This is a genomic window from Thiothrix litoralis, from assembly GCF_017901135.1.
Taxonomy (GTDB): Bacteria; Pseudomonadota; Gammaproteobacteria; order Thiotrichales; family Thiotrichaceae; genus Thiothrix; species Thiothrix litoralis.
Window position 1 is genome coordinate 3228684 of record NZ_CP072801.1, and the last position, 26853, is coordinate 3255536.

The following is a 26853-nucleotide window of genomic DNA, read 5'->3' on the forward strand; positions in this document are numbered from 1 at the left end:
ACCCAACCTTGGTTGATCCGGTGACGTAGAAGACGCCCCGTTCTGCATTTGCTCCTGTGAATACATAGAAAACTCCGATGCGTTTTTACAGGCTGGCCGTTCCGCCAGCAGATTCGCCACCATCAATAACGATGTTGGATCCAGTGATGAAAGGTGCCTCGTTTGAGGCAAGAAAGGCTACCAATGCGGCTATCTCTGTCGGATCAGCGTGCCTTCCCAAGGGAATGCGGGCATTTAAAGCCGCCATGTCATCCGGGCTGTACTCAGCTTCCTGCATTGCCGTCAAGACATAGCCAGGGCTGATACAGACGACGCGTAACGCTGGAGCCAGCTCTATGGCAAGCGTGCGCGTCAACGCAATGACCGCCGCTTTAGCTGCGTTATAGTCGGCATAACCCGGCATACCGAGCATACCGCTCACTGAAGCCATATTGATGATCACACCGCTGCCGGAGCCTTTCATACGGCGTGCAGCCGCCTGAGCACAGTAAAAAACACCCTCTACATCAACCGCCAGGGTTCGCCGCAAGCTCGCTACAGGTAGTTCAAGAAAAGGATACGGCGCACTAATGCCCGCGTTATTAAACAAGATGTCGAGTCCGCCCAATACCTCTGTGATCTGGGTAAAAGCGCTTTCCACTGCATCAGCATCACTGACATCGACTGCCACAACCGTGACTTCAGGCAACTCAGCACGCAGCTTGGCACAACCAGCGCTATCGCAGTCCATTACCGCGACCTGCACACCTTCTGCACACAAACGTTCGACAGCAGCTCGCCCTATACCACGAGTCCCTCCGGTGACGACCGCTTTCTTTCCAGCTAACCCATGCATCATCAGAAATAACTCTCCAGATTGCCGTGTCGGCGAATATCACAAGTAGCGCAATGGAACGCCCCGCCAAGACTCCCGAAGTTACGAAAGTGTACCGGGATAGGCTCAAAGCCATGACGGCGCAGAAAATCAATCATGGGTTGTTCTTCAGCTTCAACAAATACCCGCTTCTCATCAAGACTCAGCAGGTTTAGCGATAACCAGTGACTTGAGAAATAGAAAGGGTGGGAATCAGGCACCGTCGGCGCAGGTGGCGTCAGTACCTCCCAATCAGCAAACATATCCGGCAATTTTGTCACCCGGTCTGGATGGATCAAGACCCGGCCTGGTGCCAACGGGATAAAGCTGGCATCAATATGCATAGCGTTCGGATCATTGACCTCCAGTATATGCACGCGATAATTCTCACCGAGATGACGCTGTAACCATTCAATACCAAATCTATTGGTTACTTGGCTGATCTGGCAGAAGATATCGCGCCCACAGCGGCTGAAGTCGGCAGCATCGAACAAAGGCTCGTGCTCGGTAATCACACTGCGCCCGGCATGAATGTCGTAGCCTGCTTCGGCATGATCGTGATTGAAGGTATGCTTACCGAGTTCGGGTTTGGGTGCTGCCGTCCAGCGTGCGCCGCGCTCAAAGTAGTGCTTGATCAACGGTCGGTAAGCGCGGGATTCAAACAAACGGCTTGGCCAAGCCATCGGGGCTTCAATAATTTCGTTGCCAACCACCAGTAAAAGGTCACGGGGCATTGCCGCATAAAGACCTGCTTCGGACGCCACATCCGGCGTCGCATACGCTTGTTTCCAGTCGATAGGTTCCGGGCGACGCACGGTGACACCTTGCGCTTCCAGTTCTCGGCAAAATACTTCCAGCTCCCGTTCAGCCGCAGTGGTCACTTCAGCAGGAAAGGGCTGACCACCGTTCTGACGGAAAAAGTCCCAGTGCCGGGACGGCATCGTCGCCTGCAATACCGGATGCCATTCCGGCACACAAGCATTTTCCGCACGTCCGACAATGACCTCCTCCAAGAGATCCCATTCATTGTGGCTGTTGACTACCGGCACTGCGTCCAGATTAGGCAGTGTTGCGGGCTGTGACCGGGGGCGATCGACGGGCGATGCCTGCTTTACTGATGCTTGCGTCATTTTTGTATTCTCCTTCTCACTCTGTGAATATGTGGGGGCTGGCGATAAAACTCACTCGAACGGAACTTCCGGCGATGCATAAGCCTTATCTGACAACTTCATCTGCACACCTTCCCCGGGGCCATCCTTGATGTGGTGCAGAACACAAAGAAACGAGCGTGAAACACCCGCTTCACGCGCTAGGCTTTTCAGGTATTCAGCCTGATCATGGGTAAAAAATCCTTTTTCCGGCAACCAATCGACCGCTTCGAAATAATCCAGACTCGCCGGGCTGACCACAATCGTCGTGGTACCCTTGAGGTATTTTTCCGCTAGGTCAGCGAACATGAAGGGGCCTTGATCATCGCCCGGGGCGGCAGTCACAATTTGCAGATGCCCACCGGGCTTCAATACCTCATTGACGCCTTGCAACATCGTCTCAATGAAATCCAGGCCGAAGGGGCCGGCAGCAGAGTGGTAGAAGAAATCCTGATCCGGCGGTGTTGGTTCAAACGGCGGGTTGGAAAAGATATAGTCAAAGGTCTGACCAGCCACCGGACGGAATACATCGCTGTTGCCATCAATGATAGCGATACGGTCTTCAAAACCATTCATTACAATATTAAAACCGGCGGTGTTTTTCGCACGCGGGTTGATTTCAAGGGCTGTCACCTTCGCCGCACCAGCCCGGGCAGCACCAATCGACAGCACCCCGGAACCGACCCCGACTTCCAATACATTCGCCCCCTTGATCTTGTCACGATCCAGCTCGTCAAGGAAAAACGCCTGCTCCGGGTAGATCGGGAACACTTGATCAATCGCGCTGTAATCCAGTTGGTCAGTCACCACTGAATAGCCATAAATCTCGGTTAGCCGCTTGCGGGCAAGTACTTGTTGCAGATTGTCCTGTATCGTCATGCGATATCCTCCTTGAATACTAGGCAGTCGCCAATAGCCAACACGTCAATTTCGGTCTTGAGGAAGGTGTTGATAGCATCCTCAGGCGTGCAGACGATGGGCTCCTGATCATTGAATGAAGTATTGAGTACCACCGGTACACCCGTCAGCTTCTGGAACTCACTGATTACCTTGTGATACCGGGGGTTGGTTTCACTGCGGACACACTGCACCCGGCAAGAGCCGTCGGTATGTACGACCGCAGGGATGCGCTCTTGCTTATCTTCCTGAGCCGGGTAAGTCATCAACATGAAATCCGCCGCACTGGTCGGCTTGTCGATTTCAAACCATTTATCGGCCTCCTCCACCAAGACGCTAGGTGCCAGCGGACGAAAATATTCCCGGTGTTTGACTTTGCGGTTGAGAATCTCCCGCATATCGCGGTTGGTCGGATTAGCCAGCAGGCTGCGATTACCCAACGCCCTAGGGCCGGTCTCCATTCTGCCTTGGAAGAAGGCGACAATCTTGTCGTCTGCAATAAAGCCCGCCACCTCTTCTTCGAGCTTATCGCTGACCCGGTAATTCAACCCACGTGCTTGCAGCGCCTCCTGAATGCGCTGTTCGGAATAGGCCGGCCCCCAATAAGCGTGATCCATCGAACCTCTTGCCGATTCCCCCAGCACATTGTGGAAAATCCAGTAGGCAGCACCGATGGCAGTACCGGCATCGTGGGAGGTGGGCTGAACATACAATTGTTTGAATGGTCCTTTCTCGAATACATAGCTGTTGGCAACACAATTAAGTGCCACTCCACCGGCCAGACAGAGATTGTCGGATCCGGTCTCCTTATGCACATGTTCAGCCATGTGCAGGAACAACTCATTGGTCAATGCCTGCATGGCTGCGGCGATATCCTCATGCACCTGTGTCAACGCATCGTCTGGCAAGCGGCGCTTGACGCCCAGCAACTGCTCCAGACCGCCAAGATAGGCATTGGGTGGGTAATACTCCAGATGACCGAACTTCACCAAGTCATGGTCGATCACAAAAGTGCCATCCTGCAAGGGCTTAATGATCTGACGAAACTGCTCGATAAACCGTTGTGAATTGCCATAGCTGGCCAAGCCCATCAGCTTGGCTGCATCATAAATGTCGAACCCTAGGTACACCGACAAGACTTCCCACAGCAAGCCGATCGACGACGGGTAAGGGATACCGCGTAAACGCTTGAGACGATGCCCCTCACCGTAGTAAGAAACGGCAGTATCGTATTCACCTGTGCCATCAATTGACAGCACCGCAGCTTCCGTAAATGGTGAGGGGAAGTAAGCCGAGGCAGCGTGCGCCGCATGATGGTCAACCCAGTGGAACTGCCCCACCAAACCCAGTTCTTTGAGCTTGTGTGGAACCCGTTCTAGGGCATCCTGCCCCAGTTGCCACTCTGCATCATCCAGCCATTCGTCACCAAAATCGCCCGTTGCCAGACGTTCCTTGCGGCGTTCAAACTGGCTGGGCACGGCAGAATAACCAATATGGTCGATGTCACCGGGGCCAATGCCAGCCTCGGCAAGGCAGTAAGCGATGGATTCAGTAGGAAATTCGTCAGGATTGTCGACCAGCACTTTTTTGCCGTGCTTGATACGGTTGAAACGCTCCTCCTCAGCCATAGCGACAATTTTTTCATCTTTGATCAGACACGCTGCCGACTCGTGGTAGACCGCGTTGATGCCAAGTATGTACATAATGTTGGAATCTCTCCTTGTTAGGGTATGCTGGATTAGTTGAGTGTTTCCAGCGTGGTCAGACAAGTTCTCAGCTTGTCAGCCAGACTGGCGACATGGGGTGGATAAGTCATTGTGGTGTGGCTGCCTGGAACAACCTGCACTCTGGGCACGCCAAACTGCGACCAACCTGCAATGATTTCATCCCGTTCGTCCGCTGGCGACTCCTCCGCCAGTAACAATTCAAACGGCAGCCTGATAATCCCGGACGGGTGATATTCGGTCTGTGTATTGGTTCTAAAAACGCTGAAAATACCGCGCACATGCGCCATGGTGGCTCCGCTAGGCAAGGCTTCGAGGCGCTCAAGCGCCTGTTTCAGCGCATACAGGCGCTGTTCGGCATCAAGCGGGTCAAGCTGTTCTAGCGTCAATGCCGTAGGCAACCCGTATTCCTCGGCAAACAGCCCCTCGAAGGTCATCATCAGCTCAGGCTCTGTAGCCGCAGGCAACGGCATGGAAGGGGGCAGAGTATCCATGATAGCCAGCAGACTGACGGTTTCGCCCATCCGACTTAATTGCTGAGCCATTTCGTAGACGACCAGACCACCGAACGAGTGCCCCGCCAAGCAGTAAGGTCCTTGCGGCCAACGGGCGCGAATCTGCTGTATATGGTGTGCAGCCGCCGCTTCAACCGTAGCGTGGGGAGCCTGTTTGCCATCCAGCCCCAGCGATTCCAGGCCATAAACAGGCTGCTCTGAACCCAGCTCTTTCACCAAGGGGTAGAAGTAGAAAACATTGCCACCGTCTCCCGGCACGCAAAACAGCACTGCTTTATTACCGTGCGCCTGCAAGGCAACCAAAGTAGACCAAGACAAATCAGGATTGGCTTGCTCCAGATAAGCAGCCAGCTCCGCCACCGTGGGGTAACGGAACAGCGCCTGTAACGGCATCTCGGTAGCGAAAGCAGCCGCAATCTGTGCCGCCAACCGCACTGCCAGCAAGGAGTGACCACCCAATTCAAAGAAATTATCGAAAATCCCCACTGCACTGTTTTGCAGGACTTCCCGCCAGATTGCGAGCAAATCCTGTTCGGTCACGCTGCGTGGCCTGTGCAAGGCTTGCGGGGCATCCGTTTCCTGCGGGGCGGGTAGCGCCTTACGGTCGATCTTGCCGGTTGAGGTCAGCGGCAAGCTATCCAGAAAGAGGAAAGCACCGGGAATCATGTAGTTGGGCAAGCGCTCCCGTAAATGCTCACGCAGCAGGGTTTGCAGCTGTTCATACTGTTCCGGGCGGCCTGCACCGACAGCAGGTACAATGTAGGCAAGCAGCCGCTTCTGCCCATCAGCGTCCGTATGCGGCAACACCGCTATCTGGTCGACAGCTTCGTGCAGCGAAATGGCAGCCTCAATCTCACCCAGTTCCACCCGGAAACCGCGAATCTTGACCTGACGATCCATACGCCCGACAAATTCCAGTGTCCTGTTGGCACACCAGCGGGCACGATCCCCGGTACGATAGAGCCATTCGCCGTTATGCCAATGGATAAAGCGTTCCGCATTCAGCTCCGGCCGGTTCAGATAACCACGACCTACCCCCGCACCGCCGATGTAGAGTTCACCCGGCACACCGACAGGCAAGGGATTGCGGCGAGCATCCAGCACAAAGGCGCGGGTATTCGCCAGCGGCGTGCCGATCGGCAATGACTCATCCCCCGGACATGCCCAATAACTGGTGGCGGTTACGGTGGTTTCGGTTGGACCATAGGAGTTGTAGACACCGACACCACGCGCCAGCAAGCGGTCAATATCCTCAGGGCGCAGCACATCACCACCGCTGGCCAGAAAACGTAAATCCGTTAGCTCATCAGCGCGGCTATTGTAGTACTGCATCAGCAGCGGGGTCGTGCAAACCATGCTTGCACGGTGGCGGATGCTGTCGGTGACAATATTCTCGATACTGGCAGGATTCATGCAGATCACCACACTGCCACCGACACTCAGTGGCGGGAATATCTCCTCAATCGAGATATCGAACGCGAGGCTGCCGTGTTGCAGGGAACGGTCAGCGCTGGTTAGCTTAGTCCAGGCAACGAAAGCGTGTACGTAGCTGACAACATTGCCGTGCTCGATTATCACCCCTTTGGGTATCCCCGTGGAGCCGGACGTGAACATCACATACGCGGCATCTTCAGGCTGGCTTTGGATGGGCAGATTGACCGCGTTTGGCTCCGTCGGTTCAAGCGGGGCGGTATCCACGTAGCACGGTATCATGCTGCCCATAAAACCGGCATCAAGCAGCCCAGGTTCCGTCACCAGCGCAAACGGGGTAGCATCATTCAGAATCGCAGCAACCCGCTGTTCCGGCCACGTCGGGTCAACAGGCACGTAAGCACAGCCTGCTTTGAGAATGCCCAGAATAGCGACAAGCATGTCCGCAGAACGGTTCAAACAAATGCCGACCAGACGCTTCAGCCCGGTGCTATCCAATGCCCCCGGAATATCCTCACCCGGTTGCAGCGCCACTAGCCGCCGCGCCAGCAGGTTGGCACGCGCATTCAGTTCGGCATAGGTCAACGCCGCACACTGAGTCGGTTCGACACCCTCCTGTGCCAACACCACCGCCACCGCATCGGGCGTGCGCTCCACCTGTTGCTCAAATAATTGCTGGATGCTGGCATTCGCGCCCAGCTTCGTCACCACCGGATTCCATTCTTCCACCAGTTGGCGGCGCTCGGCTGCGGTCAGCAACGGCAAGGCAGAAAGGGTACAAGCCGGATTCGCGACCAGCCCTTCGACCATCATCTGGAAATGCCCGGCCATGCGCTCAATGCTGGCCTGCTCAAACAGGGCTTTACTATAGTCCAGCCAGCCCAGCAAGCCATCAGCGGTTCTGACCAGCTCAATGCCAAGATCCAGCTCGGTGTGATCGCGACCAAGATCCACCCAGCTCACGTGCAAATCACCAAGCGAGTAATCCCGCGCCGCTGGGTGGGACTGGGCGTATTCAACCGACAACATGACTTGGAACAGCGGGCTGTGGCTCAAGCTGCGTTCAATTTTCAGCTCATTAACCAACCTCTCGAAGGGAATGTCCTGATGAGCATAAGCATCCAGCGTCACTTGCCGCAGCCGTCCCAACAGTGCTGTAAAGGACGGGTCGCCCGACAGATCCACCCGCAACGGGAGCGTATTGACAAAACAGCCAATCAGCGGGTCAAGCCCAGGACGATGGCGGTTGGCAATCGGCGTACCAATAACCAGATCGTCCTCATTGCTGTAACGCCCCAGCAGCACTGACCAGACGGCGAGCAGCATCATGAACAGGCTCACCCCGTGCTGTTCGCCGAGACGCTCCAACTGGCTTGTCAACGGCTCACTTAACGTAAACGGAAACGTAGCACCGGCGGAATCCTGCACGGATGGTCGTGGATGGTCGGTGGGCAGTCCCAGCAAGGTCGGCGCACCGTCCAGTTGTTGCTGCCACCAATGAAGCTGCTGCTGCCATTCGTTACCCGTAGCCAACGCCCGTTGCCAAATGGCGTAATCCGCATACTGAAGCGCCAAGGGTGGCAGGGTGGCAGCTTGCCCCGTCAATGCAGACCGGTAAGCAGCATCCAGTTCCCAAGTCAGCACACCCAGCGACCAGCCATCCGCTACGATGTGATGCACACACAACAGCAGCACATGCCCTTCCTCGCCTATATGCGCCAGCACCGCACGGATCAAAGGCCCCCGAGCGAGGTCAAATGGCTGTACCGAGTGCTCGCGCAACAAGCGCATACAGGCATTGGTGCGTTCCGGCTCTGGCAAGTGTGCCAGCTCAATCGTCTCGAACGGTACCGGCTCCGGTTCAGCAAGTTGCTGGCGGGGGCTGCCATCCCGAGCCGGGAAACAGGTTCTCAAGATTTCGTGCCGCCCGACAACCGTAGCCAGCGCAGCCACCAAGGCTTCGACTTGCAATGCCCCTTGCAGGCGCAGCGCCAGCGCTATGTTGTAAGCCTCTGCCGTGTTCTCAAGCTGTGCCAGAAACCACAGGCGCTCCTGGGCAAAAGACAACGGCAACTCAGCCGGACGCGGCTGCGGTAACAAGGGAGGTTCAACAGGCACGGTACCCTGTGCTTCAATCTGCTGAGCCAGTTCGGCAACGGTCGGATGGTCAAAGACCGTGCGCAATGGCAACACAACCTGGAGTTCGCTCTGAATCTGCGTAATGACCTGAGTCACCAGTAAAGAATGACCGCCCAGCACGAAAAAATTATCGTGGCGACCCACTGGCTTCACACCCAGTTGCCTGCTCCAAATGGCAGCCAGCGCCTGTTCCAGCGCCGTTACCGGTGGTTCTGAAACACCTGCATTCACCGGCGCAGCCACCTCCATCTGTGCCAGAACTTGCCGATCCACCTTACCGTTCGGTGTCAGCGGCAAGCTTTCCAGCACCACAAAAGCACTCGGCACCATGTAGTCGGGCAAGTCCTGTTGCAGATGCCAGTAAAGATCTGCCGGAGCCGGTGGCTGTGATGCCGCCACATAAGCGACCAGACGCGAGCCGGAGCTGTGCTCCTGCAATTGCACCAGCGCTTCACTGACGGCAGGGTGCGCCCGTAAACGCACTTCAATTTCGGACAGTTCAACCCGGAAACCCCGGATTTTCACTTGGGAATCATTGCGCCCCAGAAACTCGATGTCCGGGCGGCAGTGGGCATCAGCAGACTCCGCCGGAAGCCAGCGGGCGCGGTCACCGGTGCGGAACAAACGGCCTGCTCCAAAAGGGTTGCCAATAAAGCGCTCGCGGGTCATTTCCGGGCGGTTCAGGTAGCCGCGTGCCAAGCAATCACCCCCCACATAAAGTTCCCCCTCTATTCCAGGGGGAACCGGTTGCAGCCGCTCATCGAGAATGTAGCACTGGGCATTATCAATCGGCTGACCGATCGGCACCTGCGGCAATGACCATTCTGCCTGCGCCTTGAGCGCCGTGGTGTCATACCAAGTCACATCGGCTGCCACTTCGGAAGAGCCATACAGGTTAATCAGCCGGGCATCAGGGAATTGCGCATAAAAAGCCTGAACCAGCGGGATCGGCAAGGTTTCCCCGCTGCACACCCAATGCCGCAACTTGGGCAGACGTTCCTGTAATGGCTGCCCCCCGCTAGCCAGCATCGCCCGCAGCAACGAGGGAACCAGCACGATCCGTGTGACTTGGTAGTGTGCCAGCGTATCCATCAGGCGAGGCACATCCTTGACTGCCAGCGCCGGGATGATCACTGAAGGCACTCCTTGCAACAGTGGCCCGAAAATCTCCCAAACCGAATCGACGAAAGACAACGCTGTCTTTTGGCAACACACTTCACCGGGAGTGAACGGCAGGGTACGCCACATCCATGCCAGCCGGTTGCTGGTGGCACGATGCAAGGCTTGCACGCCCTTGGGCAAGCCGGTCGAGCCAGAGGTGTAAATGACATAGGCCAAATCAGTGGGTGCAACCGTAATATCCCCCGTATTCACCCCCTCGGTCAGCTCGGGAAGCGCATCCCGATCAATGTCGACAACCCGCGCACTCGTCGCGGGCAACTCTCCGCGCAGGCTTGCCCGGGTGATCAACAAGGGCGTGCCGGAATCATGCAACATGTACTCCAGACGTGCCCGTGGGTAACTCGGATCCAGCGGCAGATAGGCAGCACCCACCTTCAGTATGCCCAGCAAACCCGCGACCATCGTCATGGAGCGATCGACAAATACCCCAACCAGCGTTTCCCGACCGATTCCCTCAAGGCGGAGCTGATGTGCCACCCGGTCTGCCCAGTCGGCAAGCGCCCGATAAGACAGGGTTGAGTCTGTCTGATCTTCAGCGCAGTCGATCAAGGCAACGGCATCCGGCGTGCGCTCCACCTGCTGCATGAATTGCGCATACAAAGGTAGATCCCGTGTATCAACAGCCGTATCCGCCTGCACCTCGGTGGCTGTCCAGTCCTGCAAAATCTGCTGGCGCATGGCAGCAGTCAATAGCGGCAGCTCCAAGGCAGGTTGCGCCAAATGCTCCAACATGGCGCGAATGGTCGCTTGCAGGTAGTCAGTCAGCCGCTGGATGCTGTGCGGCTGGAACCGGTTTGCATCATAGGTAAACTGCCCGCTGAGTTCGCCCGCCATGTCGAACATCGACAGGGAAAGCTCCTCCGGCGTCCCGCGCTGACCAATCGCCAGCGTCTCGGCGAACAGGCTGACCGCACGCGCAGGCCGCCGTGCCGCATCCAGAATAAAACCGAAGGTAGGCTTGTTGGAACGACCAGATGCATCAGCAGCCTGTAACAGGCGCAACACTTCCGAAAACGGCAGCATCTGATGCTCGAATGCCGAGGCAAGGCGACTTTGGGTACGCCCCAGCAACTCCCTGACACTCGGGTTGCCGGAAAGGTCGACTTCCAGACACAGTGGATTGATCAGGTAGCCAGCAGTTCGGCTCCAGCCCGCGAGATGCCTGACCGCCGTCGGTGTGGTCACCAGAAAATGATCCCGCCCGCTGTAACGGGCAAGCACAACCTGATACGCCGTCAGCAAACAGGTAAACAAGGAAACATGCTGGTTGCGGGTAAAGGTGCGCAGTGCATCCGTCAGCGCCGCATCAACCCCAAAGTCAAGGGTTGCCCCGCGATAATGACCCGCCCCATCAGGGTTAACGGCGCTCAAGTCAGCAGGCAGACGGGGAGGTACAGGCCAGTGCGCAACCTGACTTTTCCAGTAGGCTCGCAAGGACTCACCCTCTTGACGCATGACATCCTGTTCCCAGCGTACAAATTCACGATAACCGAGTTCCGCCTTTGCCACTTCTGGCGCTGAACCGGTACACACTGCGCGGTAGAAGTTCTCAAGGTCTTCGATCAGCACTTCCTGCGTCAGGAAGTCAGAAGCAATGTGATGAATGGTCCAATGGAACAGATGCTGTACCATTCCCCCGGCAACAACGGTACGTAATACCGAGGTACGCATCACCGGCCCCTGCGCCAGATCGAATGCCCGCTCAGACTCCTGCTCAATCCAAGCGGTAACCCTTGCCTCCGTCCAGCCCTCACCATCATGAACCGGCAGTTCAACGCAACAGTCCCTGTCAACGTGCTGGCGCGGCAGCACGGCTTCAGCACCCTCCGGCAACGGGTAACGGGTACGCAATACCGGGTGCTGCCTAATCAGTAGTTGTAGCGCCTGTTGCAGGGCATCGACTTCAACCGCTTCCTGCAAGCGAGCCACGAAGAACAGGTTGTAGATTGGCGTTTCGGGTTCGAGACGCCACGCCATCCACAACCCCTGCTGACCAGCGGAAAGCGGGTATTCGTCAGGCTCGGCGGCGGTTTCCTGTAGCCACGCCAGTAGCTCGTCCCGGTGGGCGCGGATGACTTGAACGTCTTCCTGACGCGGGCCACCCTGACGAGCCGAATAATGCAGTCGTCCATCAACCAATTCCAGCCGCTCTCCGCGTGCCTCCAGATCCTGGAGAAATTCAATGATGTTCAAATGACGATGGTGGTCCATTGACCCTCTCCCGCTGAATTATCGGCGTCGGACGCCTGGCTGGTAGATGCATCTGCGGGCTTATGCTCACCCAGTAGCGTGCTTGCTTCCACGACCAGTTCGTTGATCGTGATGCCCTGCAATATGCGGGGCAACGCAATCTGTAAGCCCAGTTCCCGCCGTAACTGGTTACGCAGCTCAATCAGCATCAATGAATCAAAACCCAGAAATAGCAGATTGCTGTCAGCATCCAGAGCGGCGGTGTCGGCACATCCCAGCACCTTGCCAACCGTGAGCGTCAGTTGCTGACGAATATCGGCATGACTGCCCGCACCCCGTGTCGTCACTGCCGTTGCGGCGGTAGTCACCTCCGGGCTGCGGAGAAAGGCCGCGAGAAAGCCCTGATGCGCCTGAAAGCTGTCGATAAAACGGGGCCAGTCTGCCCGTATCAGCGCCACATGCCCCTGCTCACTCAGGAGCTGCTGCAAGGCGGCGCGGGCCGCAGCCACTGGCAAGGCTCCCAACCCGGTGTGTGCCAGCGTATCTTGCCCAGCGCTGTCTGCTGCCATCCCGATACCTGCCCAATCCCCCCAACTCACGCTGAGCGCTGGCAGGTCTTGTTGCTGGCGGTAAGCAGCCAATGCATCGAGAAAAGCATTCGCCGCCGCATAATCGGCGTGTCCGCCCAACCCAAGCAAGGACGAGGCCGATGAAAACAGCACGAAGAAATCCAGCTCAAACGGGCGCGACAGTTGATGCACGTTCCAGCTTCCCGCCACCTTTGCGTGCAAGACTGATGCAAACCGTGCCCAAGCAGGCTGGGCTGCTGGTTCCGCCGCGATGGTTCCAGCCGCATGGACAATGCCTTTCAAGGGCAGCGCTGCGCCACCTGCCTCCAGCTTGGCAAACAGCTTACCCATGGCTTGCGCGTCGGTCACATCCAGTTCCGGCGTCTGCACGGTGACACCCCGCTGGCGTAATGTCGCCAGACGCTGGTGCTGTGCTGTTGTCTTCACCCCGTGACGGCTGGTGAGTATCAGGTGACGCGCCCCCAGCGCTGCCAACACCTCAGCAACTTCCAAGCCGAGCGCACCCAGACCACCGGTAATCAGGTAAGCGGCTTCAGCCTGCACGGTTCCTCGCATGATCGCGGCAGGTGCCGTTGCCTGTTGCAGGCGTGCCACATACCGGTCGTCGCCACGCAAGGCAACCTGTGCTTCGGCATCATCGGACGGCACAGACGCATTCAACTCTGCCCACAGTCCAGCAGCACGTTCTGCAATGTCCTCGGCGGGGTTCAGGTCAATTAGGCCACCCCATCGCGAGGAGTATTCGAGCGCAAGGCTACGCCCCAGCCCCCACAGTGTGGCCTGTGACGGGTTCAAGCCTGCTGGGCGGAATTCCACATGCTCAGAGCCGACAGCCTGAGCTCCACAGGTCACCAACCACAGACGTAGGCGATCAGTACCAACGCCACCCAGCCACGGCAACACACCCAGAACACCGCCGCAAATCCGCTGCTGCGCCTGCATCAGGGCATCAGCAGGGACATCCCCGGCAGGCGGGGTTTCATCCAACCCCCACAGGTACACCAAGCGCTGCACGGGCTGAGCGGATGCGACAGTTGCACATTCCCGCCAAAAGGCCGTGAACTGCTGCGGATCCGCCGGGTTGATCGTCCAACGATTGCGGCCTTGCGAGGCGAAGGTATCCCCCGTGTACAACAGGAATACGCTCAGACCGGCAGCTTCTGCCCGGGTCGCCATGGCGGCACCGACACCCGCCTGATCCGCCAGAATAACCCAGCAACCACCAGTACCTGCTGCCCCCACATCCACCTTGCCAGTGACAGGCAAGCGCTGCCAAACCGGTGCGTACAACAAGTCACGCCATGACGGCGCTGCTTGATCATCACTTGCTTGTTGTTGCAGTTCCGCCGCCAGCAAGGGCACGATCCCAAGCTGTTCCTCTGTCAACTTGCCCAAGGCAAACAGCCGTTGCGCGGCTTGCTGCAAAGCCGCTTGCAGGGAATGCTGATCAGGCAGACGGTTGAGCGGCTTGCGCTCAACCCAGCACTGCTTGCGCTGAAACGGCATGGTCGGCAACACCTGCTTGCGCCACGCCTGATCGCTATACAAGCCAGACCAGTTGATAGCACAACCTCGCTCATACAACTGTCCCAAGCTGCCCAATAGCTGCGACCAGTCATCCTGCCCCCGGCGCAGGCTGGGTAGTAATAATGGTGCATCCGCCTCCGTATCCCAGCCAAGGTGTTCGGCAATTTCCGCCACCATCCCCAGCAGGGCGGGCGTGGGGCCAATTTCAAGAATAATGCCGACCTGCTGACGCCGCAGGGTCTGAATGCCATCAGCAAAACGCACAGCCTGACGGGTGTGTTTTACCCAATAGCCCGGGTCAAGCAGCGCATCCGACACCACCTCCCCGGTCACGTTAGAGATGACCGGAATCCGGGCGGAGCTTAACCGCAGCCCACCCAAAGCGGTAGCAAACGGTTCCAGCATGGGTTCCAGTGCCGCTGAATGAAAAGCGTGGGAAACATCCAGCCGCTTGTGCCGCACGCCCTGCTCCCGCAGTTGTTCAGCCAGTCTCTCCAGTGTAGCTAGCTCACCCGACACGACCGTACTGACCGCGCCATTGATCGCAGCGATGCAAGCTTGCCCGTCATGGGCTTGCAGGTACTGTTCCACTTGCGCCTCATCCAGCGCCACCGCCAGCATCCCACCACCGGCTGGCAACGCTTGGATCAAGCGACCACGCTCGGCAACAATGTGCAAGGCATCCTCCAGTTCAAACACGCCAGCCACGCAGGCAGCCACGTATTCGCCCAAACTATGCCCCATCACCAAGTCAGGCGTAACCCCCCAGGATTGCCACAGTTCCGCCAACGCGAGTTCGACGGTGAACAGCGCCGGTTGCGTGTACCGGGTCTGTGTCAGCAAGGCGGCTTTTTCGGTATCACCCGCCTCCGCTGCAAACAGGACCGATAACAACGGCTCGGGCAAAACCGGATCAAGGATAGCCGCACAACGGTCAACGGCGGCACGAAACGGCGCAGAACTGCTGTAGAGCTGGTGCGCCATACCGAGGTACTGAGCACCCTGACCAGTGAACAGGAAGGCAATCTTGCCGTGCCCTGTACTATCTGCCGCCGCAAGGGTACGGGGTAACGGCAAAGCCTCCAGCTTCCCAGCCAGTTCCGGCGCGGAAGCCGCCACCACAGCGCAGCGGTAGGGAAAGTGAATGCGCCCGGTGGCAGCCGTAGCGCACAAACTGGTCAAATCGGTCGCTGGCTGCTCAATCAGTAAACCACGATAACGCCCTACCAAATCACGTAAGCCTGGCTGGCTGGCTGCGGACAGAACCAGCAAATGACGTGACGATACCGTAATAGCCTCAGGAGCCGCCGGGCTGGCTGCTACATCTGTCGGCGCTTCTTCAAGCACGATATGGCAGTTGGTACCACCCATGCCAAAAGAGCTGACCCCCGCACGGCGTGGCGTCGCCATTTCACGCGATGCAAGCCATGGCGTCAGTTGGGTACTGACACGAAACGGGCTATTGGCGAAATCAATCTCGGGGTTGGGGGTGTGAAAATGCAGGCTCGGCGGAATCGCTTTGTGCTGAAGCGTCAGTACGGTCTTGATGAAACCCGCTATTCCCGCCGCCTCATCCAGATGACCGATATTGGCTTTAACCGAACCGATGGCGCAATGTTGTGGCGCGGGCGCATTAGCTGTCTCCCAACCCCGCCGGGTATAGGCGCGGGTCAGCGCCGCAATCTCAATGGGATCGCCCAGTCGGGTACCGGTACCGTGCGCTTCGACATACTCGATAGTGCGCGGGTCGACAGCGGCGGCGACCAGTGCGGCCTCCACGACGGCTGCTTGCCCGACCACGCTAGGAGCCGTATAACCCACCTTGAGCGCACCATCATTGTTGACCGCAGACCCCTTGATGACAGCAAGGATTGGGTCGCCATCAGCCTGCGCAGCAACCAGAGGCTTGAGTAAAACCATGCCCGCACCATTACCGAACAGCGTCCCCTCAGCCTGCGCATCGAAAGCCCGGCAGCGCCCATCAGGCGAACGAATCATACCCTCTTCAAACAAATAGCCGGTTTTTTGCGGTATTTTCAGGGCAACGCTACCTGCCAGCGCCACCTCACATTCGCCAGCCCGCAGACTTTGACAGGCCATATGCACGACAACCAGCCCAGTCGAACAGGCCGTTTGCACATTGATAGCGGGCCCCGTTAATTGCAGCCGGTAAGCAATGCGGGTGGCAAGGAAGTTGCGGTCATTGGCCAAGTTCTCCTGATACTCCGCCAGTGTTGCCTCGGTGACGGGATGGGTGGCTACAACATTATTGAGGAAATAGCTGCTGGCACTGCTACCGGCATAGACGCCGATGCGACCAGCATCGCCACCCGGAGCAATACCGGCACGCTCCATCGCCTCCCAAGCGCATTCCAGTAGCAGACGCTGTTGCGGATCCAGCAGTGCCGCTTCTTTATCGCTGAAACCGAAAAATTCGGCATCAAAACCCGCGATATCGGCCAGTACAGCACCGGATTTCACATAACTGGGGTCATGACGCAATGGGGCATCCGGTTGTTCAAGTTCCTCATCGGAGAAATCCGAGATTGAATCTACCCCGGCACAGAGGTTCGACCAAAAGTCCTCCGGTGTCACCGCGCCGGGAAAACGGCACGCCATGCTGATGACGGCAATGTCCTGATCCTGATGCCGGTTGACATCACGCTGCCCGGGAGAGGATTTTGCTTCCGGTGCGGCTTGCTGCACATAGTTGGCCTGCGCGGCGACAGTCGGGTATTCCAGCAATGCCGCCACCGACAGGCTGAACGTCGGAAAAGCTTCGCGTAACTGCTGATGGAGTTGCGCCAGACGCAGGGAGTCGCCCCCTATTTCAAAAAAGTTTTCGTGGATACCTACGGTGTCGGTCAACAACACCCTTTTCCACAACTGGGTGATATGGGTCTGGGTGTTCCCAGAAACTGCATGATTGGGCAAAAGGCCGGACTGAGCCAGCTCAACCAGCTTGCGCCGGTCAACCTTGCCGCTGGGCGTCGATGGCAGCGTCTCCAGAGCCATTAGCCGCTGAACCTGCCAATGCCGTGGAGCCTGCTCGCGCAGCGTTGCCAACAGACGCCGCGTGTTCACGGAGGCTGGCGTTACAAACGCTACCAAGCTACGGTTTTCGGCGAGTGCTGGGTCTTCCTGCACCACCACTTTCACTGCATCCAGCGGCTCGCCACAGGCTCTTAATGCCGCCTCGACAGCACTGAGTTCAATGCGGTGACCACGTACCTTGACCTGATCGTCAGCACGACCGGCAAATAACAACATCCCTTCAGGACTCATGCGGACACGATCCCCGGTACGGTAAAGCCGTTGCGTACCGCCGAAAGGGTTTTCAATAAAACGCGCCGCTGTCTCTATAGACCGGTTGAGGTAACCGAGTGCCTGCAAAGCGCTCCCTACCAGCAATTCCCCTACCTCACCGGGGGCAACTTCATGCTGTAACGTATCCACGATATACAGCTCAGTACCCGCGATAGGGTAGCCAATGGGTGCGTCTGCGCCCCCCAGCTCGATGCCTGCCCCCAGTTCGACATGGCTGATTTCAGGCACTTCACTGCAACCGTACAGGTTAACCAGTGATACGTTCGGCAAGGCATGTCGAAAGTTGTCAACCAGATCACTGGTCAGACGCTCACCGCTGACGATGCACAGCCTGAGTTGGGGCAAGCGCTGCCCAAGGTCAGGGGCAGCAATCAACAAGGCTCGTAACTGGGATACCACCAGCGAAATCCGGGTAACCCCGTGTTCTGCCAACAATGCCAGCAGTTTCTCCGGGTTGCTGCTGTGGGAATCCGGCGCTACCAACAGCGGACGCCCTTGCAACAAGGTACCGAATATTTCCAGACTCGCATCGACAAAATGCAGGGCAGTCTTCTGGCAACAGATATCCGCATCAGACAGGGGAAATGCCCGCCATAGCCAATCAAGGCGGCTTTGCATCTGCTGGTACGTGCCGCAGACGCCTTTGGGTTCATCCGTACTGCCGGAAGTATACAACACATGAAACAGACGCTCGCCGGGGACTGCTGCCACTGGTACACGATCAGGCCGAGCCTGCTGACACAAGTCGGGCACCGTCAACACATGTTCTACCGAAGCCGTGAATGCTGCCTGTGTGCACTGGTCAGCCAGCAGAAAGCGCAGACCGGCACTGCGCACCATGCGTTGCTGCAAATCTGCCGGATAAGTGGGGTCAATCGGCAGGTAAGCGCCTCCGGCTTTGAGTATGCCTAGCATGGCGCAAATCGCATCCACGCCCCGCGCCATGCACAACCCAACCAAGCGGCAGCCATCATCCGTTCCTGCGCCCACACCCAGCCCCCGCAAGGCGCTGGCGATGCGGTCAGACTGCTGCTGGAGCTCAGCATAGCTGAGCGTACCATTGGGGGTAAGTAGGGCAACGGCGTCAGGCTGTTTGGCCACCTGATCGGCGAACTGCGCCAAAAGATCCTTGTTTGAGCCGATGGTTATATCCATAGTCATGCTTACGAGCCTGAGTAGTATGTTCGCAGGGTGGGGAGTTCCGCCAAATCCAGATCGCCGATCAAAACCCCTTCCATCTGCGCAATCCGTTGACGGACACCTAACGGGTGGCAAATCATGCTAACCGAGAGCGTGTTGTCCGACACTGCATCACACAGCACAAAATAAACCAGATTTTCGAAGGCACGCGCCAGCGGCAACGCTTGCAACGGCTCCCCATCCATCTCGTAATCCGCTAGGTAACTGGGGCAGAAAATCACCTCTGCACCCTGTTCCGCCAGATCCGCAAGGTATCGCGGGTAAGCCATATCCCAGCAGGAAATAATGGCAATACGCGCCAACCCGATATCAATGACGCGAGACGCATCACCGCTTTGGTAGACCCGCTTTTCCGCTCGCCACAGGTGAACCTTGTCGTAGCGGTAATGAATATTGCCGTCAGGATCCAGCAGATACATGCTGTTTTTGCGGTTGTGCGCATCACCTGAATCAGCGCCGAAAATGACCCAGACCCGGTTTTCACGGCTGGCCGCTTGCAGTGAAGCAATGGCTGGCGACAGGTCAACCCATTGATCCATCAGCGGATTCAGACTGTACTCAGGAAAACAGACAATCTGTGCACCTGCCCCAGCAGCCTGCGGAATCACCGCCAGCATACTGGACAGGTTACGTTCCAGATCATCGCTGACCCGCAGGGACGCAACCGCAATCCGCAAGCAGCGGGCAGATGAGCCGGGCATCATCAAGCGGCTGCCCGCAGGCGGCTCAACAGGGAGGCATCGACATTCGCCCCACACAATAACAACGCCACTTTTTTGCCTTCAAAATGGCTAGCCTTTTGCAACAGTGCTGCGACCGACAAGGCTCCAGAACCTTCCACCACAATCCCGTGGTACTCATCCAGCAGCAGCATGGCGTGACCAATTTCCTCTTCGCTGACCAGGATGTAATCATCCACATAATCGCGGCAGAACGCGAAGGTAACCGCGCCCTGCTCAACACCGCCTGCCGTCGCGTCTGACAGCGTTGGCAATGAGGGCATTTCCAGAATCTTGTTGGCGCGAACCGATTCGGCCATAACGGCCGAATTGGCTGGCTGTACACCGATGATCTCGATATCCGGCCTGACACTGCGCAGATAACCGGCAATACCACCAATCAACCCGCCGCCACCCACAGGCACCACAATCGAATTCACGTCATCGCCGAGATCCGCAAGCTGGGCGAGAATTTCGCGGGCAATGGTGGCTTGCGCGTACATCGCATCCCACTCGTTATAAGGTGAACGGAACGTCAGGTTGTGCTCTGCTGCATAGGCTCTCGCGACCACTTCGGCATCCACAATGTCTTCGCCTTCATGGATGATCTCGACCGGGTTCTGGCTAATCGCCGCAACCTTGTGAGGCACGACCGTATTCGGCAAAAATACCGTGCCCGGTATGCCCAGCTTCTTCATCGCCCACGACATCGAGATGCCATTGTTGCCGGTCGACACCGTGACAACATGCCGCCGCTGCTCCGCACTCAACCCTGACAGCATGAAATACGCGCTGCGTGCTTTGCAGCAGTTAGTCAACTGGAGGTTTTCCTGTTTGAGGTACACAGTACCACCAATGGCTTCACCCAACAGCGAAGAGGGTGTCAATGGCGTCGGCTGAATAACATCGGCCAGTACTTGTGCAGCTTGTTCGGTCTTTTCCTTGAATGGGTAATTCATAGTTGAAGCATCTCATTGAGTGTCGTTTATAGAGGGTAAACGGGCGCGGTCAGCGCCTGCCGGTCGATTTTGCCGCCTAGGGTAAACGGCATTTCACCCAGAATCCGGTATTCGCGTGGTACCATGTAATCTGGCAAAGCCTTGCTGAGAAGGCGCTTGATGGTTGTGAGCTGATCAGCACTGTCACCACAGGCATCCAATACCAAGTGAGCCACTAAAAATTTATCCCCCTGCCCGTCGTCACCAACTGACGTCGCGCAATGCACGATGCCGGAGACTTCCTGCAACGTTGCCTCCACTTCGGATAACTCGACACGATGACCGCGTATTTTCACTAGGTCATCATTGCGCCCCCGGTAGTCGATATTGCCGTCATCCAGCCACTTGCCCCGGTCACCGGTACGGAACAGGGTAGCGTTCGGCTGCCGCGCAAACGGGTCTGGCACAAAACGTTCATGGGGTTCGTCCAGACGATGAAAGTAACCCGGTGATACCGCCACCCCACCGACATAGATTTCACCGATCACGCCTACCGGAACGGGCTGGCGATTTTCATCCAGAATGTAGACTTGGCAGTTGGGCAACGGCTTGCCAATCGGCACCAGCGGCTCTCCCGGTTCCTCCTTGAAGGTGGCGATCGCGGAGAAGGCATCCGCCAACGAAAAGCCGTGGAGGTTTTCACCATTACCCAACATCGGGCTGATTTCATCACCACAAACCGCCTGAGCAATGCCAAGCTGATCTTCCAATACCTGATGAATGTCCGCTTGTGTCGTCAGGGGGTTCGCCAGAATGACCCGGAATACGACCACAGGGCAGTCTTGCCCATAGCGCGTATTGGTCAGCGTAGTCTTGGAAACAAAGGTCGACCCACGCAGGAATTGCATCTCCTGAATCTGCTGGTTGATGGCGTTGATCGCACGGTTATCGGCCGGGGAAAGTGCCCCTGCATCCAGCTTCTGCCGGTAGGCTTGCGGGATATAACGGTAATTCACGATATTAAGCGGCGGCTCGAACAGTAGCTCAAAGCAATCCATGGCATCGACAATACGGGAAAAAAATAGTGCCTTGTCGACACTGGCGTTGAACAATGCCTCGTAGCCTTTCCTGCCAATCAGTTGCAACGAAGCATGTACCAGCAAGGCCATGGCCGACCGTGAGCCCTCAATACTGAAGCGCCCCACATCGTAGGAATCGGGCGTTGCCTGATACGCAGCGGTCGTTTCCCCGTATTGCAATTCCTCCGGGTCGCGGAACAGACACACGCTAATGCCCTGCGGCAGGTAAAGTTGCTTGTGGGCGCAAAAGGTAACGGATTGCGCCCGTTCCAGCCCCTTAAAACGCGGGCGATACTGCTCTGAAAACAGCGCACTGCCGCCCCAAGCCGCATCGACATGAAAATAGATACCGTGCGCTTGGGCAATGTCAGCCATCTGCTCCAGCGGGTCGATGTGACCGGTTTCGGTGGCTCCGGCGATCCCGACCATGGCAAAGACCAGCAACCCATCCTGCTTGCATTGCTCCAGTTTGCGATTCAGGTCGGCGGTATCCAACACACCATCCGGGGTAAAGTCCACATGCACGATATTGCGCATCCCCAGCCCAAGCACGGAGGCTGACTTTTTCATCGAGTAATGCATCAGCTTAGAACCCAACAGAACCAGATCCTTATAACCGCTGGCGGCAAGGATGGAATAGATGCTTTGGTCTTGCCAGTCACGCCTTCCCGTCAATTGCGACAAAGCGCGGTTACGGGCAATCATCAGGGCGGTAATGTTAGAAATCGTCCCACCAGTGGTCACCAAACCCAAGTTGGTATTCACCTTTTGCACATACTTGGCATAAAACGCATCGTCCAGCCCGTAGAAGCAGCGGTGCAACATGGCCAACGCTTCACGTTCCAGGAAAATCGCTGACTTAGCTGTTTCGATCTTCACCAGATTCTGGTTCATTTGTGAAATCAACTTGCTGACATCGTGTACAAAATCGGGCAGTGCCGAGGTCATATGACCAACATACAGGGGGGATGCCGTATCAATGGAATACGGTAAGACTTCTTTATGGAACCAGTCGAAGTAGCTGGCCTGCTGAGTGGGCGACTCAGCCATGCGAGTCTGCTGAAAATGCGCGGCTAGCTCCTTGACGGGAACGTTCGCTGCGGTGATCTCGCTGCCGAAATCCAGTGCCTTGGAGAAGTACGCCAACACGTTGTCCACATCCGAGCGCTTCACCTCATACCAGCTTGCATCAGCGCTGGTTTCCGTAGCGCCATAGACATTAATCAGGCGTGCCTGCTTGAAACGTTGATAGAAAAGCCCAGCCAGCGCTTTCGATAATGCCTCGCCACTGCAAAACACCTGCTTCAGGTGCTCCAAGTGGAAAATCAGCTCCTTACGCACGCACAGCATCGACTTCAACAGGGACGGTGCTACCACCAAACGGGTAATCCTTTTCCTTGCCAGCACCCGAATCAATTGCTCGGGGTCATTCGCCTCATCATCGGCTAGAATCACCAAAGGAATACCCTTGAGCAAAGGGGCAAAGATTTCAGCCAGATGATCCACGGCACTGATCGAGACACGGTGACAGGCGACTTCCTGTGCCTGAAACGGGTACACGTTCCAGGTCCAGTGCAAGCGGTTGAGGATGCCCTGATAGATGCCGCGAACAGCCTTGGGATGACCCGTCAGCCCAGAGGTGTAGATCACGTAGAGGAGTGAATCCACACTCACCGCGTTATCAGGGTTGCAGGCTGGCTGTTGACTAATAAGCGGCCAATCAGTATCCAGATCAATCCGCCCGGGAAATGGCAGGGGGTTATCCAAGCAGAGTATTTTACGGGTGATCAAGGCACTGGGTTGGCAATCACACAGAATAGTGCTTACCCGTCCAACCGGCGTACTACTATCCAACGGGACATAGGCGGCACCGGCCTTGAGTACACCTAACAGGGCAACCACCCAGTCCACAGAGCGCTCCAGATAAAGGGCGACGAGCTGCCCGGAACCTATGCCACACTCCGCCAGATAATGCGCTATCTGGTTGGCTTTCGCATTCAGCTCGCCATAGGTGATGTCAGCGCTGGCGTCAGACAGGGCAACCTGACCCGGCGTCAGCATCACTTGCTGCTGGAAAAGCTGTGCTAAAGACTGGAATTCATGGGGCATGATAAATTATAACCACTCGTCTATTCTAAGTATTTATGTCTTAAAAACTGCCAATTAGCTTATAATCTGTACGACGCAAAAACAACATTTCCTAACACTTCGTGACATTTCTTAACATTTCCTTGCGTAAGTGACCACACCCCCCCTCTCGGTACCTGATGGTGGTGGCGGGTCATAGATCCACGTATGGATCGCCGCAAACTGAGTAGCATTTTTTCAATTGCCCTAGCACAACGACTTCCTTGCAGATTCCAGATCATTTACAGTGGTTAAAACAGAAAGATTTGGAGCAAGGACATGACAGATACCCGCAGTGAGTATGACAATGCTACAGAAGAGGTTCGGCAATTGAGCGATGAAGTAGTCACCGACAAAAAGGCAGGAAAAGACGCTGAAATCGGGTTGCCCGCGAATCGGGTGATCCGCAAAAGGATTGCGGCTAGAACCATTGGCGTCCATTTGAGCGCTTTACCGCCTGAACTACAGGCACTCAAAAAGGCTACCGATAACGCTTATCTGACCAAGTATGACCTGCCTGACGAAATTCATCTGACCCTTTCTAACGGGGACAGGAAGGTGTTATCAAGAGAGGAAGCTTGGGCATTTGCTGACGAGGCGGGTTCAAAACTGGAATCGGACATAACGCCTGACACCCTGGCTAGCAAGGCAATTGCTTTGTTTTCCTCTACCGGGCAAGGGGTATACGCCAATTACGGTCGTCCAAGCATCGACTTTGCTGGTTTCTTCCATGACACCATGGCATCTCAGGGGCGGAATAATATCATGCTGGGGCCAATACTGATTGCTGTCGATACCGTCAATGCTGCTGGCTTGACGGCATTAGGCCACGTCACACGAAGTGCCCCACTGACGGACAAAGCCGTCCTTTCTGATGTAGTCTCCACGGGTGTATTTGAAGGAAGCACGTCTTGGGCCTCAGCGAAACTCGGTGTCCTTACTGGAGCCAAGCTGATGCGCCTTACCGCCGTGCTACCTATCCCAGGTGCTCATCTTGCAGCAGTGCCGATCGGCTTACTGGTGGGTATCTCAACCGCCATCTTCGCCAAGCATTTCACCAATCAGTACAAGGATCGCGCCATTGACCTTGCCCACCAATCTATCATGCAGTCTTCAGCTTCTGAAACGGCCCGGGACGCTATTCCAGCGTAATGACTTGTTGTCTGATGCAGTACTTAATTGGCCTTCACCCATAAACGCATTGTTACATTGAAGGATGCGCTGCAATCCGGTGAGTTATACCCTAACAATGCGCCTATTTCTGAAGGACAAAATAAGCAAATTGGTAATGCCGTGCCTGTTAACCTAGCTTTGGCGATGGGCAGAAGCCTGATTGCGTTATTAAATAGTGTCTGACCGGAAACCCTAAAACCCTTTTCCGATCAAGATGCTACGCCCGTTTTCCTTGCCCTAAGATTTCCCGGAAGCAGGCCAGAAAGCTGCAAAAGCGCCCAAAATAGGGCAAAATAGGGCATCCATCCGCCAAACTTCGCAGGAGACACACGATGCGTGAAGTGATCGCCCGCCAACTTCGCCTGGGTCACGCTGACATCGGCAGGCTGACCTTCAACCCACGTTCGCGGGACGACATCCCGCAGGTGTTGCAAGGGCTGCAATACATTTATGTGACAGACGAACTGCGTGAGGCGGTGTTTGCGGTGCTGGAAAAGCGGGTTCCGGCGGAGGTGGACGCCAGCCGTGGACGCCCCGGCATGGATCTGTGGAATGCGCTGGTGCTGGCGACATTGCGGGTGAACCTGAACTGGGACTATGACCGGCTGCTGGAGATGGCGAACCAGCACCGCAGCATCCGTCAGATGCTGGGGCATGGTTTCTGGGATGATGACGATGAGTACAAGCTGCAAACGGTCAAGGACAACGCCGCTCTGGTGGACGAAGCCAGCCTGCAACGCATCAACCAGTTGGTGGTGGAGGCCGGTCACAAGCTGCTAAAAAAAAGCCGCGCCGCTGAGCGCCCGTTGTGACTCCTTCGTGGTGGAAAGCAACATCCACTACCCGACCGACATCAACCTGTTGTACGACGCGGTGCGTTGTTCGGTGCGCACGGTGGCCGATTGGTGTGAAGGGCACGGCGACAGCCGCTGGCGGCAATGGCAGTACAATCTCCGCCAGGTGAAGAAAGCCTGCCGTCATGCGCAGAAGCTCAAGCACTCCAGCTCCCAAGACCCGGACAAGCAGGCCACCCGGCAACAGGCCATCCGTGACGCCCACCACACCTACCTGGGCCTGTGCGCCGCGCTGTTGTCGAAAGTGGAGGAAACGGTGGCTGACCTGCCCCTCAGCCTGCTGGACAGCCGGTCGGGCAACGACCTCCAGCGCTGGCTGGGGTACGGGTGGCATCAGGTTGACCTGGTGCGGCGGCGGGTGCTGGACGGGGAAACCATCCCCCACGGCGACAAGATCTTCTCCCTCTTCGAGGATTACAGCGAATGGCTCAGCAAGGGCAAAGCCGGTGTGCCGGTGGAGCTGGGCCTGAACGTGTGCGTGATGGAATCGGCTGACGGCTTCATCCTCCACCACCAAGTGATGCAACACTGCCCCGACAGTGAGATTGCCGTGACCATGGTTAAGCAAGCCAAAGCGCTGTTCCCCTCCCTGAGCGCGTGCAGCTTTGACAAGGGGTTCCACTCACCGGCCAACCAGCGCGAACTGGCCGAACTGCTCGACCGGGTGGTGTTGCCGAAAAAGGGCCGCTGGAGCCAGGCGGACACTGCCCGTGAAACCGACCCGGCGTTTGTCCAGGCCAGACGCCAGCACTCAGCGGTGGAATCCGGCATCAACGCACTGGAAGTCCATGGGCTGGACTATTGCCCCGACCGGGGGCTGGAACGCTTCAAGCGCTATGTGGCACTGGCGGTGGTGGGCAGGAACCTGCAAAAGGTCGGGGCCATTTTACAGGCCAGGGCGTTGGAGGCCTTGCAGAAGGATGAACGCCGACGACAGCGCCAAGCCGCCTGAACCACCCCACAACGCCGACCGATGAGGGAAAATGCCGGGAAGGCAGGGCAGCCCCTGCACCGAAGGCAAGCCTGCGCTGCCAGCCATGCCTTGAAACCCAGCGTTTTACCCTCGTGCTTGCCAGAAGGTGGCGGGGAAAACGGCTGCATGGACTAAAATTGGGCACTCGTGGCGGCAGGAAGGCTTTTTCGGTCAGACACTAAATAGTATCGAAGCTGAGAATACCTTGTAACAAAACTTAACAAAATGCCAGTTGCATCGTCGATGCTTACCCATCTACGATTATCC

11 protein-coding genes are annotated in these 26853 nt (G+C 56.8%); 2 read left to right on the plus strand and 9 right to left on the minus strand.

Annotated elements, in window-relative coordinates; translation table 11 throughout:
• Nucleotides 1-85: 85 nt before the first annotated feature.
• The 9 genes from J9253_RS15725 to J9253_RS15765 are packed head-to-tail and all read right to left on the minus strand — an operon-like array spanning nt 86 to nt 23568.
• On the minus strand, nt 86-838 hold the full coding sequence (locus tag J9253_RS15725; protein WP_210221851.1) for an SDR family NAD(P)-dependent oxidoreductase: 753 nt from the start codon (nt 836-838) through the stop codon (nt 86-88).
• Nucleotides 838-1983 (minus strand): hypothetical protein, encoded by a 1146-nt coding sequence (locus tag J9253_RS15730; protein ID WP_210221852.1) that lies wholly within the window; start codon nt 1981-1983, stop codon nt 838-840. The genes J9253_RS15725 and J9253_RS15730 overlap by 1 nt, the downstream gene beginning before the upstream one ends.
• Before the next feature lie 51 nt (nt 1984-2034).
• The gene (locus tag J9253_RS15735; RefSeq protein WP_210221853.1) at nt 2035-2880 is read right to left on the minus strand and encodes a methyltransferase; all 846 of its coding nucleotides are present in this window, start codon (nt 2878-2880) and stop codon (nt 2035-2037) included.
• A complete protein-coding gene (locus tag J9253_RS15740) occupies nt 2877-4601 on the minus strand; it encodes a carbamoyltransferase family protein (protein ID WP_210221854.1) in 1725 nt (574 codons plus the stop codon). The genes J9253_RS15735 and J9253_RS15740 overlap by 4 nt, the downstream gene beginning before the upstream one ends.
• A gap of 35 nt (nt 4602-4636) precedes the next feature.
• Nucleotides 4637-12100: a non-ribosomal peptide synthetase gene (locus tag J9253_RS15745; protein ID WP_210221855.1), complete on the minus strand. Its 7464-nt coding sequence runs from the start codon at nt 12098-12100 to the stop codon at nt 4637-4639.
• The gene (locus J9253_RS15750) at nt 12079-18684 is read right to left on the minus strand and encodes a polyketide synthase (RefSeq protein ID WP_210221856.1); all 6606 of its coding nucleotides are present in this window, start codon (nt 18682-18684) and stop codon (nt 12079-12081) included. Before J9253_RS15750 ends, J9253_RS15745 begins: the two co-directional genes overlap by 22 nt.
• 2 nt (nt 18685-18686) lie before the next feature.
• Nucleotides 18687-19427 (minus strand): carbon-nitrogen hydrolase family protein, encoded by a 741-nt coding sequence (locus J9253_RS15755; protein ID WP_210221857.1) that lies wholly within the window; start codon nt 19425-19427, stop codon nt 18687-18689.
• On the minus strand, nt 19427-20401 hold the full coding sequence (locus J9253_RS15760) for a pyridoxal-phosphate dependent enzyme (RefSeq protein WP_210221858.1): 975 nt from the start codon (nt 20399-20401) through the stop codon (nt 19427-19429). The genes J9253_RS15755 and J9253_RS15760 overlap by 1 nt, the downstream gene beginning before the upstream one ends.
• A gap of 26 nt (nt 20402-20427) precedes the next feature.
• Complete coding sequence (locus J9253_RS15765; protein ID WP_210221859.1) at nt 20428-23568, minus strand: aminotransferase class V-fold PLP-dependent enzyme; 3141 nt, start codon at nt 23566-23568, stop codon at nt 20428-20430.
• A 297-nt stretch (nt 23569-23865) separates the two neighbouring features.
• Here J9253_RS15765 and J9253_RS15770 point away from each other — a divergent pair, with 297 nt between their 5' ends.
• The gene (locus J9253_RS15770; protein WP_210221860.1) at nt 23866-24738 is read left to right on the plus strand and encodes a hypothetical protein; all 873 of its coding nucleotides are present in this window, start codon (nt 23866-23868) and stop codon (nt 24736-24738) included.
• A 353-nt stretch (nt 24739-25091) separates the two neighbouring features.
• Nucleotides 25092-26565, plus strand: a protein-coding gene (locus tag J9253_RS15775) for an ISNCY family transposase (protein ID WP_228291401.1) whose coding sequence is annotated in 2 segments (ribosomal slippage) — nt 25092-25555 and nt 25554-26565 — 1476 coding nt in all. Because the reading frame shifts where the segments join, the coding sequence is not laid out codon by codon here.
• The last annotated feature ends 288 nt before the right edge of the window (nt 26566-26853 follow it).

Bases quoted from the DNA above. Each gene is read 5' to 3' on its own strand.
- J9253_RS15725 (WP_210221851.1), bottom strand. From the start codon at position 838: ATGATGCATGGGTTAGCTGGAAAGAAAGCGGTCGTCACCGGAGGGACT.
- J9253_RS15730 (WP_210221852.1), bottom strand. From the start codon at position 1,983: ATGACGCAAGCATCAGTAAAGCAGGCATCGCCCGTCGATCGCCCCCGG.
- J9253_RS15735 (WP_210221853.1), bottom strand. From the start codon at position 2,880: ATGACGATACAGGACAATCTGCAACAAGTACTTGCCCGCAAGCGGCTA.
- J9253_RS15740 (WP_210221854.1), bottom strand. From the start codon at position 4,601: ATGTACATACTTGGCATCAACGCGGTCTACCACGAGTCGGCAGCGTGT.
- J9253_RS15745 (WP_210221855.1), bottom strand. From the start codon at position 12,100: ATGGACCACCATCGTCATTTGAACATCATTGAATTTCTCCAGGATCTG.
- J9253_RS15750 (WP_210221856.1), bottom strand. From the start codon at position 18,684: ATGACTATGGATATAACCATCGGCTCAAACAAGGATCTTTTGGCGCAG.
- J9253_RS15755 (WP_210221857.1), bottom strand. From the start codon at position 19,427: ATGATGCCCGGCTCATCTGCCCGCTGCTTGCGGATTGCGGTTGCGTCC.
- J9253_RS15760 (WP_210221858.1), bottom strand. From the start codon at position 20,401: ATGAATTACCCATTCAAGGAAAAGACCGAACAAGCTGCACAAGTACTG.
- J9253_RS15765 (WP_210221859.1), bottom strand. From the start codon at position 23,568: ATGCCCCATGAATTCCAGTCTTTAGCACAGCTTTTCCAGCAGCAAGTG.
- J9253_RS15770 (WP_210221860.1), top strand. From the start codon at position 23,866: ATGACAGATACCCGCAGTGAGTATGACAATGCTACAGAAGAGGTTCGG.